Origin of the sequence: Saccharothrix mutabilis subsp. mutabilis (genome assembly GCF_039521145.1) — a bacterium.
GTDB lineage: Bacteria > Actinomycetota > Actinomycetes > Mycobacteriales > Pseudonocardiaceae > Actinosynnema > Actinosynnema mutabilis.
In genome coordinates, this window is record NZ_BAAABU010000016.1 from 44,908 (window position 1) to 56,187 (window position 11,280).

Below are 11,280 nucleotides of genomic sequence, written 5' to 3' on the forward strand. Positions count from 1 at the left end.
CGCCGCCACGACGATCGCGACCCCCACCGCCACCGCGACCGGGGCGACCGGACTCGCCGGCGGCGCGGCCACCGCCAAGGCGACACCGACCCCCACCCGCAGCGGGCCACTCCGCCGCAACGCGCTGACGAGCAGCCCGACCGCCACCCCGCTGACCAGCAGCCCGACCGCCACCCCGCTGACGAGCAGCACGACCCGGACCACCGCCCACCCGGCGACGCCCGGCCCGGCGAGGAGCAGCCCCCGCCGCACACCCGGCGACAACACCCCGGGCACCTCTGTCGGTCATCGCCGCACGAGCGGTCTCCCGCTCCCAGCGCCGGTCCTCGCGGCGCGCGTTGATCAACCGGCCGGCCACGACGCCGACCAGGCCGATGACCCCGACGACGATCGGCACCCAGACCGAAACCCGACCTGAAGGCACGCCCGACAACATACGGTCCGGCACCCCCTGTCACGCGAGCGAGTGAGAGCCGGTGGTCGGGCGGAGAGAACCGTCCTCAATGGACGATTTCGTGCGGCCGAACGGGTTGCGGGGCTGCTCGGAAGAGCGAATACCCGCACTAATCGGAAATCGCGTGCGGCAAAAGGGTTTACCCCTTCGGGTAATGGTCGCGGTCGTCGGCGCGTCGGTACGGTCGCGTCATCCCGAGATCTCGCACGAAGGAGTGCGTCCATGGACTTCGATGCCTTGAGCCTGCTCCGCGACGGCCTCCCGGAAAGCAAGGAACCCCGTCGCCGCGTAGTCGTCGTGGGCGCGGGGATCGCCGGGCTCACCACCGCCCTGCTGCTCAAAGACGCGGGCCACGACGTGGTGTTGCTGGAAGGGCAGAACCGCCTGGGCGGGCGCATCCTGACCCACCGCGACTTCTCGGGCGACATGTACGGCGAGTTCGGCGCGATGCGCTTCCCCCGCCAGCACCCGCTGGTGCAGCACCTCATCGTCGACAAATTCGGCCTGGAGACCGCGCCGTTCCCGATGTACGACGAGGACACGTTCATCTTCCTCCAGGGCAAGGGCGTTCGGCGCAGCGAGTTCGACGCGTCGTCGTTCCGGTTCGACCTCGCCCCCGAGGAGAAGGGGCAGACGCCGCACGAGCTGCTGCGGCGCGTCGTGCACCCGCTGGTCGAGGTGATGGAGAACGACGAGCCGGACCCGGCGTGGCAACGGCTGCTGGCCGACTACGACCGGTACACCCTGCTCGGCTTCCTCAAGGAGCGCGGCCTCAGCGACGGCGCGCTGGCCATGCTCGGACCGCTGTTCAACCTGGAGGGCCGCTACCACTTCTCGCTGCTGGAGTGGTTCTCGCACTACTACGAGGACGTCTTCGGCGACCTGGTCTACCTCCCCGCCGGCGCGGACGCGCTGCCCCGCGCGTTCGAACCGCACCTGATGGACGACATCCGGTTCGGCGCGGTGGTGCAGGGCATCGAGCAGTCCGACAGCGACGTGCGCGTGCACTTCCGGACCGGTCGCGACGTGCGGACCGTCACAGCCGACGAGTGCGTCGTGACGGTGCCGTTCGCGAGCTTGCGGCACATGGAGATCTCCGGGCTGGACCCGGAGAAGTGGTACGCCATCCGCAACACCTACTACGGCCGCGCCCACAAGCTGTTCATGCAGTTCAGCGAACGCTGGTGGGAGACGCGGTACGGCATCACGCACGGCACGACGGTCACCGACCTGGCCATCCGCAACGTCGTCTACCCGCCGGCGGGCCAGGACCGCAAGCACGGCAAGGGCGTCATGATCGCCTCCTACTGCTGGGAGCAGGACAGCATGCCGTACACGCCGCTCGCGGGCGAGGAATGCGTGATGCAGGCGTTGGAAGACCTTTCGAAGATCCACCCCGAGGCGCGCGAGACCTTCGAGTTCGGCGTCTACAAGGACTGGGCGCTGGACTGGTTCGCGTGCGGCATCGGCCCGTTGTTCCGCGCCTACGAGATGAGCGAGTCGTTCTACGAGGACGTGATCCGCCCGGTGAACCGAGTGTGGTTCGCCAACGACGCCTGTGACCGCCGGCACCGGCGTTGGGCGGAAGGCTCGGTGAAAGCCGCCATCAAGAACGCCTATGCGATCCACACCGGACTACGTGACGAACTTCCCTGGCACGACTGAGGCGGTTGCGCACTTCGCGGCGTCCGCCCGCGGGTAAGCTCGGGGGAATGTCGAAACAACCGGACCCGCCCAGGACCACCGTCGTCGTGCCGACCTACAACGAGCGGGACAACCTGCCCGTCCTGGTCGACCTGCTCGCCGACCTCGGTGTGCCGGGCCTGCGCGTCCTGGTGGTCGACGACAATTCCCCCGACGGCACCGGCGACGTCGCGGACAAGTTGGCGCTCGAAGGTCCGCTCCCGCTTTCCGTGTTGCACCGCACGGAAAAGGACGGCCTCGGGCGCGCCTACGTCGCGGGAATCCTGAAGGCCCTGGACGACGGCGCCGACCTGGTCGTCCAGATGGACGCCGACCTGTCGCACCCGGCGAGCGCCATCCCGACGATGATCGAACAGCTGCGGACCTCGGAGGCGGCGGTCGTCATCGGTTCGCGTTACGTGCCCGGCGGGTCGGTGTCGGGCGAGTGGAAGTGGCACCGCAAGGCGCTTTCCCTGTGGGCCAACGTCTACGTCAACGCCATCCTGCGGCTGCGCGTGAAGGACGCCACCGCCGGCTTCAAGTGCTGGCGCGCCGCGACGCTCCGCAAGATCGACGTCGGGTCGATCCGCAGCAACGGGTACGCCTTCCAGGTCGAGATGAACCACCGCGTGGTCAAGCGCGGCATGCGCATCGCCGAGGTGCCGATCCGGTTCGAGGAGCGGGCGGAGGGCGCGTCGAAGATGAGCTTCGGGGTGCAGCTGGAGTCCGCGGTCATGCCGTGGCAGCTGCTGTTCAAGAAGAGCTGATCACTCCGTCTGCACCGCGTACGCCCGCGGGTACTTGCGGCCGGCCGGGGGAGTGGACGGGCCGGTGAACGACACGGACGTGCCGACCGGCAGGGCCACCAGCCCCAGCGGGAGGTCGTCGCGCGAGACGAACCAGGACGCGCCGCGCGTGTCGGTGATGAACCCGTGCGGTTGGCCGGGCTTCCACCCGGTGACGGTGCCCTTGCGCCGGCCGCGGGGTTCGCCCGCGACGGACGCGCCGCCCCCGGAGGTCCGCACGAACGGCGCCCGCAGCGGGTAGTCGTCGCGTTCGGCGGGCGTGAACAGGTCGTCGAACGTGGGCGTGGCCGACGCCGCCGCGCGCAGCGGCGCCGCCGTGCGCGGCATCCACGCCGGCGCGACGACCCCGCCGTCCACCACCGGCACCACGACCCGGACGCCGCGCGCGACCAGGCGGGTGGCGAGGGGCGCGAAGTCCGCGTCGCCGGTCACCAGCACGACCCACCGCAGCGGGACGGCCGTGGCCCGCTCCCAGGCCTCCAGGGCGAGGTGGACGTCCACCCCCTTCTCCTTGCCCGCGTGCAGCGGCAGGTCGTGCCGCACCACCCCGGCCGCCGCCAACACGGCGTCGAAGGCCACCGCCGGCGTGTCGATCCGCCCGCGGACGTAGTGCGCCTCACTGACCACGCACTCGTCCAACGGCTGGTTGGTGACGGTGCGCACGTACCAGCGCAGGGCGTCGTGGAACCCGTCCAGCGAGACCCGGGCGGCCCGCGGGTGCACCGACGCGAAGTAGTCGCTCAGATACGCGAACCAGGTGCCGTCGTAGAACACCCCGATCCGCTCGCCATTCCCCACCCGCGAACCTTAACCGGCGGGGTGCGCAGGCCCGTCCGGCGCACGATTCCGCCGCACGCCGGACGGCTTCAGTGGTTCGTGCGCGGGGGCCGGTCCGGTTCGGCTGCCGCGGGTGGTTCACCCGATCGTTGTAATCGGTTTCACTGAGTAGTGGGATGGGTGCGGATCGTGAGATAAATCGGTCGCGGTGGCCGCGGCGGGTCGGCACCATGTGGGGGCATGACCTTGTCCCACCTTGTCGACGTGGTTCGGCGCGCCCACCCCGATGTCGATCTTGAGGGTGTCAGCGTGCACTCGGGCCAGTTCCACGACGTGTTGATCGCGCGTGATCGGGTGTTCCGGTTCCCGAAGACGGCCGCCGCGGCGGCCGAGTTGCCGGGTCGGGTGGCGGTGTTGACCGCGGTCGACGCGGTGGAGCTGGGGGTGGGGGTGCCGGTTCCGCTGTCGGAGGTGCGGGACGGCGGTCCGCACGGGTTCCTGGTGCTCAGCCGGCTGCACGGCACGCCGCTGGAGCGAGGGGACGCGACGTCGCCCGAGGTGATCGACGTCGTGGCCGCCGAGTTCGCGCGGGTGTTGCGGGCGATGGCCGGCGCCGACGTCGAGAAGCTGCGGCTGGTGCTGGCGGTCGCCGACGCCGGGCGGTGGCGCGGGTTCGCCGGGCGGGTCCGGGCGACGCTGTTCCCGCTGATGTCGGAGGACGGGCGGGCGCGGGCCGAGCGGGAGCTGGCGGCGGCCGTGGCGATGGACCACGTCGCCACCGGGTTGGTGCACGGCGACCTCGGCGGGGAGAACGTGTTGTGGCAGCAGGCGGAGGAGTTGCCGCGGCTGACCGGGATCGTGGACTGGGACGAGGCCAAGGTGGGCGATCCCGCGGAGGACCTGGCGGCGGTGGGGGCCAGTTACGGGCCTGAGCTGGTGGAACGGGTCGTCGCGCTGCTCGGGGCGGGGGACGCGTGGCCGCGGATCCGGGCTTACCAGGGGACGTTCGCGTTGCAGCAGGCGCTGGCGGGGGCCGAGGACGGCGACGACGAGGAGCTGGACGACGGCCTGACCGGCTACCGCTGAGTCCGGTCGAGCCGTGCCGGCCTGCGCCGTGCCGGTGCCCGCGCCCCGACGAGGCGTTGAGCTGTCGGGGCGCGGGCGGGGTCAGGATCGTTCGTGTTTGCGCCACCACCGCCGGCCCGTCTCGCCCAGCGTGGAGATCGGGTCGTAGTAGGGATAGCGGCGGTCCAGGGCGTTCGGGTCGTCCGACTCGATGCCCGTCCGGTAGTTCTTCGTCCAGTACGAGATGCCCAGCTCCCGGTCGTACTCGACCACCTGGTGCACCCACCGCTTGCCCACGTACGGCACGTCGCACACGATGCGCGGCGTCGCGTAACCGGGTAAGTAGCCCATGATCGCCGCCTGCAAGTCCTGCGCCTCGGCCACCGACGTGCGCCAGTGCTCGGCGTTCGGGATCATGTCGCACAGGTAGAAGTAGTACGGCAGGATGTTCGCCTCGCCCTGCAACGCGAAGCACAGCTCCAACAGGTCGTCCGGCGTCGCGTTGACGCCCTTCATCAGCACGCCCTGGTTGCGCACGTCCCGCACCCCCGCGTCCAGCAACGCCCGCGCCGCCTCGGCCACCAACGGCGTCACGGACTGGGCGTGGTTCACGTGCGTGTGCACGGCCAGGTTCACGCCCCGGCTCGCGGCCGTGCGGGCGACGCGGGACATGCCCTCCACCACCTGCGGCTGGAGCCAGTGCTGGGGCAGCCCGGCGAGCGCCTTGGTGGCCAACCGGATGTCCCGCACGGTCTCGATCTCCAGCAACCGCGCCAGGAACGACTCCAGCTGCGGCCACGGCACGTTCGCCACGTCCCCGCCGGAGACCACCACGTCCCGCACCGCCGGCGTGCTGCGCAGGTAGTCCAGCATCCTGTCCTGCCGGTCCACCGGTTTCAGCTCCAGCTTGTGCTTGCGCACCTGCGGGGTCGAGTTGCCGACCAGGTCCATCCGCGTGCAGTGCCCGCAGTACTGGGGACACGTGGACACCAGCTCCGCCAGCACCTTCGTCGGGTACCGGTGGGTCAGGCCCTCCACCACCCACATCTCCGCCTCGTGCAACGAGTCCCGGGACGAGTACGGGTGGCTCGGCCACTCGGGGTCGCGGTCCGACCGCACCGGCAGCATGTACCGGCGCACCGGGTCGGCGTAGAACGCCTCGGTGAAGTCCGCCGCGGTGAAGTCCGCCGCGCCCTCGGGCACCATCGTGTTGAGCATCTGCGGGGGCAGCAGCATCGACATCGTGGCGAACGACTCCTGGTCGGCCGCCAGGTCGTCGTAGAACCGCTCGTCGAGCAGGTCGCCGACGACCGCGCGCAACTGCCGGGTGTTGCGGACGCAGTGCACCCGCTGCCACTGCGGGTCGCGCCACTGCTCCCGCGTGACGCCCCGCCAGCCGGGGAACCGCCGCCAGGACGGCTCCACCGGCGTGCGCCGGACGTGCTCGTGCGGCTGGACGGGCACCGCGCTCACCTCGGGGTCCGGCTGATCAGGCCCGCCAACGCGGTCGGGCTCGGGTGGTCGAACACGTCGCGGAACGTCAGCTCCACCCGGTAGCTGCGCCGGATGCGCGTCAGCAGCCGGGTCGCGACCACGGAATCACCGCCCTGGTCGAAGAAGTCGTCGTCGGCCGCGCACGGCGTGCCCAGGACTTCGCTGAACACCACCGCGAGCTGCCCCGCCAGGCCGGCGCCCGGCGCGACGTCGGAGCGCGCGAACCGCTCCACCAGCGCGGCCTGGTCGATCTTGCCCGTGGTGAGCAGCGGCATGCTGGGCACGGACACCAGGCGGTGCGGCAGCAGCGCGGGCGACAACCTGGCGCGCAACGCCGCCGCGACCGTCGCGGGCGTGGTGCCGGCGTCGCCGGGCACGAACGCGCCGACCAGCAGGACGCCGTCCGACGCGTTGTCCACCACGAACGCCGCCGCCGCGGTCACCCCGGGGCACGCCATGAGCGCGCGTTCCACCTCGGCCGGCTCGACCCGCACCCCGCGCACCTTGACCTGCCGGTCGGCCCGGCCCACGAACACCAGCGCGCCGTCGTCGGCGACCCGCACCAGGTCCCCGGTGCGGAACCGCCGCCCGCGCTCGTCGGGCAGGAACCGCTCGGCGGTCGCCGCGGGCCGGTCCCGGTAGCCCCACGCGAGGGTGGGGCCGCCGACGTGCAGCTCGAACAGGCCGTCGCCGACCGGTTCGAGGTGCTGGCGGACGTGCGGCAGCGGGTGCCCGATCGGCACCGCGCCCCCGTCCGGCGGCGCGAGACCGCCGATGTCGGCCGCGTGGGTGACCATGACGGTCTCGGTCTGCCCGTAGGTGTTGAGCAGCCGGATTTCCGGCGCGCGCCGGGCCCACACCCGCACCTGCCGCGCCCGCACCTCCTCGCCGCCCACGACGACCAGCCGCAAGCACTCCGGCACCGCCTCGCCGGTCGTCTCCAGGTAGTCCACCACCTGGTTCCAGAACGCGGTCGGCAGGTCCACGACCGAGACCGACCGGCGTTCGACCGCGCGCAGCAGCGCCGGGACCGACCCGGAGGTGGCCTCGCGGTCGAGCACCAGGCCCGCGCCGGACAGCAGCGTCGAGTACAGCTCCTCGCCGCTGGTGTCCCACACGAGCGACGCCCAGCTCAGGAACCGGTCGTCCGGCGTGATCCCGCACCGCCGCGCCAGGGACGGGGCGGCGTGCGCGATCGACCGGTGCGGCACCATGACCGCCTTCGCCGTGCCCGTGGACCCGGAGGTGAACATCACGTACGCCAAGTCCTCGGGACCGGGCAACCCGCCGACGCCACCCGAGCCCGAGCCCGAGGCCGGGGCTGAGTCGGGGGCCGAGTCGGGGGCCGGGGCCGAGCCGAACGGGACCGGGTGCAGGCCCAGGTCCGGCAAGGCCGCCAGCGCCTCCGCCCGCCCGGTCGCCCACGCCGCGCCCGCAGTCCGCACGACGTGCCGCAGCCGGTCGACCGGGTCGCCGGCGTCCACCGGCACGTACGCCGCCCCGGCCCGCAGGACACCGAGCATCGACACGATGCCCTGCCACGTCCGGTCCGCCGGCACCACCACCCGGTCCCCGTGCCGCACGCCCGCCGTCCGCAACGCGCCCGCCACGCCGGTCAGCTCGCGCCACAGCCGCCTGTAGGACACGGTCTCCGCCTCGTCCAGCAACGCCGGCGCGTCGGGCCGCGCGCCGGCGAGCTGGTCGAGGCGGTGCAGCGCGGTCACACCGCCTCCGCGCGGCGGCGGACGCTGAGCGGGCGCATGTCGGTCCACACGGTCTCGATGTGCGCCAGGCACTGCTCCTTGTCGCCCGAGGTGCCCTCGGCGCGCCACCCGGCGGGCAGCGGCCGGTCGGCCGGCCACAGCGAGTACTGCTCCTCGTGGTTGACGACCACCAGGTACGTGTCCACGTTTCCCCCTATTCCGCGGTGATCTCGTCCAGCACGGCCAGGAAGTCGGCGGTCAGCGCCGCGGCCGTGCCGCTGTCGTGCAGGTCGGTCGAGTACTCCAGGGACCCGGCCAGCTCGTCGCCGTCGCGCACCAGCTCCAGCTCCAGGTCGGAGGCGGCGGCGCCGGTGGGCAGGTCCAGTTCCACGCACCGCACGCCGGGCAGCGCCAGCCGCCCGACCGGCGCGTCCTGGAAGGTGAACAGGGCCTGGAACAACGGGGTGCGCGCCGGGTCGGGCGGTTCGCCCACGGCCGCCACGACCGCGTCCAGCGGGACGTCCTGGTCGGCGAACGCGTCGAACGCGGCCTCCCGCACCCGCCGCAGCACCTCCGCCGGGCCCGGCCCGCCGGCCAGGTCGGCCCGCACCACGACGGTGTTGGTGAACAGGCCGATGACGTTCTCGCTGTCCGGGTCGCCGCGCCCGGCCACCGGCACGCCGACCGCGAAGTCGGTCTGCCCGGTCCGCCGGTGCAGGACGAGCTGGAAAGCGGCCAGCAGCACCATGAACGCGGTGACGCGGTGCCGCCGCGCGCACGCCCGCACCGCGCCGGTCAGGTCGGCGGGCACGGTGAACCACACCTGGTCGCCCTTGCCCGACCGCACCGCGGGCCGGTCGGCGGCCAGCGGCGGCACGCCCGCCAGCCGGTCCCGGCACCGGGCCACCGCCGCCGGGTCCACCGCACGCCGCGCCACCAGCTCCCGGTGGTCGGCGACGGGCGGCAGCTCCGCACCGCCGTAGAGCCGGGACAGCTCGTCGTGCAGCAGCCCCAGCGACACCCCGTCACAGGAGATGTGGTGCACCGCCAACGCCACCACGTGGTCCTCTGTGGACAGACGCGCCACGAGCACCCGCAGCGGCCACTCCCGCGCCAGGTCGAACGGCCGGGCGCAGAACCGCGCGGCTTCGGCGTGCGCGGCGGTGAACCCCTCCGCCGCGACGGCCTCGACCACCACCGGCCCCGGAGGGTCCACCACGGGGTCGGGCCCGCCGTCCGCCCCGACCGGGAACCGGGTGCGCAACGGCGAGTGCCGGGCCACCACCGCGTCCACCGCCGCCGTGAACGCGCCGAGGTCGAACGGCCCGCGCAGCCGGTGCGCCGACGACAGCGTGAACCCGGTGTCGTCCAGCTGGTGCAGCACCCACAGGCTGCGCTGGGCGGGGGAGAGGTCAAGCACGGCGACCCCCGACGAACCGCTCCAGCACCGCCATCGCGCTCGCCGCCTTCATCGCCGCCTGCGTCCACGCCAGCGACCGCGCGCCGTCCAGCACCGCGCCGGCCACCTCCTCGCCCCGGTGGGCGGGCAGGTCGTGCAGGAACACCGCGTCCGGCCACCGGTCCATCAGCGCGGTGTCCACGTGGAAGGGCCGGAACGCCTCGCGCCAGTCCGGGTCGGCCTTGGCCGTGCCGGTGGTCTGCCACCGGGTCGTGTAGACGACGTCCACGTCCCCGGTGACCTCCGCCAGGTCCGCGACCTCCCGCCACGGGCCGGGGTCGCGCGGCCCGTAGCCCTTGGGGCAGGCCAGCACCAGCTCGCAGCCCGGGACGGCGGCCAGCGCGTGCACCAGGGCGGCGGCGGTGTTGTTGCCCTCGCCCACGTACAGCACCCGCACGCCCGCCAGGTCGCCGAAGTGGTGGCGCAGCACCGCCAGGTCGGTCAGGCCCTGGGTGGGGTGCTCCTCGCGGCTCATGGCGTTGACCACCGGCAGCACGCCGCCGCCGGACAGCTCCCGCTGCCGCGCGACCGGCCCGGCGGTGCGCACGACCAGCCCGTCCAGCATGGACGCCAGGACCCGGCCGGTGTCCGCGGTGGACTCGCCGGTGGCGGTCTGCAACTCGTCCGGGCCGAACGCGACCACCGACGCGCCCAGTCGCAGCGCCGCCGTGGTGAACGCCGTCCTGGTGCGGGTGGAGGTCTTGGTGAACAGGGTGCCCACCACCAGGTCGGTCAGCGGGCGGTCGTGCGCGGTCCGGTCGCGGTGCAGTTGCACCGACCGGTCCGCCAGGGCGAGGACGTCCGCCGGGGACAGGTCCGCCAGCGAGTACAGGCCGGTCATCGGGCCGCGCCCAGCAGGTCGAGGGTCGTGCCCAGCCCGGCGGAGCGGGCGTGCGCGGCGACCTCCGCCAGCAGGCCCACGTCCAGCACGGCCATGCCGAACGGGTTGCTGACCACCACCCCGTCCCGGGGCCGCACCGGGGCCACCGCGCCGGTCAGCACGCCGCCCAGCGACCCGGTGACCGGGACGTCGCCGTCGGCCAGCAGCGCGCCCAGCACCCGGCGCGGGTTCTCCCGGATCAGCTCCAGGTCGTCCACGAACAGCGCCTCGGACTTGAAGAACACCTCGGGCAGCAGGTCGTCCAGCGACACGTGCGCGACGAACGACCCCGGCCGGAACCAGTCGTGCGGGATGTACCCGTCGTTGACCGTGGTCAGGGTGACCAGGACGTTACTGGCGCGCACGGCCGCCTCGGCGGTCTCGTGCACGTGCACGGTGTGCCCGGACGCGCCGGTGAACGCCTCGGCCCTGGAGCGCTCGGAGTCGAACACGTGCAGGTCCCGCACGGCCGGGAAGTAGCGGGCCAGCAGCTCGGCGTGCACGCGGGCCTGCGCCCCCGTGCCGATGAAGCTCACCGCGTCGAACCCCACCGGCCCCAGGTGCCGCAGGCTCGCCATCGTGTAGGCGGCGGTGCGCAGTCCCGACAGGTAGGCCGCCTCCGCCAGCACCACGGGCCGCGCGGTCCGCGGGTCGAACAGGAACCCGCAGCCGCCGGCCCGGTCCAGGCCGATCGAGGGGTTGGAGACGGCGGCGTTGATCAGCTTGATGCCGTAGGTGGGGCCGCGTTCGCCGTCCACCGCGCCCAGCATGGCGATGGACCGGCAGTACGCGCCCTGGTCGTTCTCCCACGGCAGGTAGCCCTCGGCGGGCAGGGTGGTGCGGCCGGCGGCGTGGCTGCGCAGCACGGACTCGACCACCTCGACGGGGTCCACGCCCGCGACGCAGGCCCGCACGGTCGCGCGGTCCAGGAACAGCAGTTCTTCCCTCGGCGTCATGCC

General features: G+C 73.0%; 10 protein-coding genes. 3 read left to right on the plus strand and 7 right to left on the minus strand.

All coding sequences use genetic code 11. The features are described 5' to 3' along the window. Nucleotides 1-676 precede the first annotated feature (676 nt). Both ABD126_RS27370 and ABD126_RS27375 read left to right on the plus strand, forming a co-directional pair. Nucleotides 677-2,119: a flavin monoamine oxidase family protein gene (locus ABD126_RS27370; RefSeq protein ID WP_343936824.1), complete on the plus strand. Its 1,443-nt coding sequence runs from the start codon at nucleotides 677-679 to the stop codon at nucleotides 2,117-2,119. A 47-nt stretch (nucleotides 2,120-2,166) separates the two neighbouring features. Next, complete coding sequence (locus tag ABD126_RS27375) at nucleotides 2,167-2,904, plus strand: polyprenol monophosphomannose synthase (RefSeq protein ID WP_343936825.1); 738 nt, start codon at nucleotides 2,167-2,169, stop codon at nucleotides 2,902-2,904. Here ABD126_RS27375 and ABD126_RS27380 read toward each other — a convergent pair whose 3' ends face one another. Next, on the minus strand, nucleotides 2,905-3,741 hold the full coding sequence (locus ABD126_RS27380) for an NYN domain-containing protein (RefSeq protein WP_343936826.1): 837 nt from the start codon (nucleotides 3,739-3,741) through the stop codon (nucleotides 2,905-2,907). 219 nt (nucleotides 3,742-3,960) lie between these two features. Here ABD126_RS27380 and cph point away from each other — a divergent pair, with 219 nt between their 5' ends. After that, nucleotides 3,961-4,806 carry a capreomycin phosphotransferase gene (cph, locus tag ABD126_RS27385; protein WP_343936827.1) on the plus strand — a complete coding sequence of 282 codons (846 nt, stop codon included), beginning with the start codon at nucleotides 3,961-3,963 and terminating at the stop codon, nucleotides 4,804-4,806. 81 nt (nucleotides 4,807-4,887) lie between these two features. Here cph and ABD126_RS27390 read toward each other — a convergent pair whose 3' ends face one another. Genes ABD126_RS27390 through ABD126_RS27415 form a run of 6 tightly spaced genes read right to left on the minus strand, consistent with a single transcriptional unit; the run spans nucleotide 4,888 to nucleotide 11,277 of the window. Next, entirely contained in the window at nucleotides 4,888-6,249 is a 1,362-nt protein-coding gene (locus ABD126_RS27390; protein WP_343936828.1) for a KamA family radical SAM protein, read from the minus strand. A gap of 5 nt (nucleotides 6,250-6,254) precedes the next feature. Then, the gene (locus ABD126_RS27395) at nucleotides 6,255-8,003 is read right to left on the minus strand and encodes a non-ribosomal peptide synthetase (protein WP_343936829.1); all 1,749 of its coding nucleotides are present in this window, start codon (nucleotides 8,001-8,003) and stop codon (nucleotides 6,255-6,257) included. After that, entirely contained in the window at nucleotides 8,000-8,188 is a 189-nt protein-coding gene (locus ABD126_RS27400) for an MbtH family protein (RefSeq protein ID WP_343936830.1), read from the minus strand. The genes ABD126_RS27395 and ABD126_RS27400 overlap by 4 nt, the downstream gene beginning before the upstream one ends. Before the next feature lie 8 nt (nucleotides 8,189-8,196). Next, complete coding sequence (locus ABD126_RS27405; RefSeq protein ID WP_343936831.1) at nucleotides 8,197-9,402, minus strand: condensation domain-containing protein; 1,206 nt, start codon at nucleotides 9,400-9,402, stop codon at nucleotides 8,197-8,199. Beyond that, a complete protein-coding gene (locus ABD126_RS27410; protein ID WP_343936832.1) occupies nucleotides 9,395-10,282 on the minus strand; it encodes an ornithine carbamoyltransferase in 888 nt (295 codons plus the stop codon). The genes ABD126_RS27405 and ABD126_RS27410 overlap by 8 nt, the downstream gene beginning before the upstream one ends. Further along, the gene (locus ABD126_RS27415; protein WP_343936833.1) at nucleotides 10,279-11,277 is read right to left on the minus strand and encodes an ornithine cyclodeaminase; all 999 of its coding nucleotides are present in this window, start codon (nucleotides 11,275-11,277) and stop codon (nucleotides 10,279-10,281) included. Before ABD126_RS27415 ends, ABD126_RS27410 begins: the two co-directional genes overlap by 4 nt. Nucleotides 11,278-11,280: the final 3 nt, after the last annotated feature.

Coding starts and splice junctions, on each gene's coding strand:
- cph (WP_343936827.1), top strand. CDS start 3,961: ATGACCTTGTCCCACCTTGTCGACGTGGTTCGGCGCGCCCACCCCGAT.
- ABD126_RS27415 (WP_343936833.1), bottom strand. CDS start 11,277: ATGACGCCGAGGGAAGAACTGCTGTTCCTGGACCGCGCGACCGTGCGG.
- ABD126_RS27375 (WP_343936825.1), top strand. CDS start 2,167: ATGTCGAAACAACCGGACCCGCCCAGGACCACCGTCGTCGTGCCGACC.
- ABD126_RS27410 (WP_343936832.1), bottom strand. CDS start 10,282: ATGACCGGCCTGTACTCGCTGGCGGACCTGTCCCCGGCGGACGTCCTC.
- ABD126_RS27370 (WP_343936824.1), top strand. CDS start 677: ATGGACTTCGATGCCTTGAGCCTGCTCCGCGACGGCCTCCCGGAAAGC.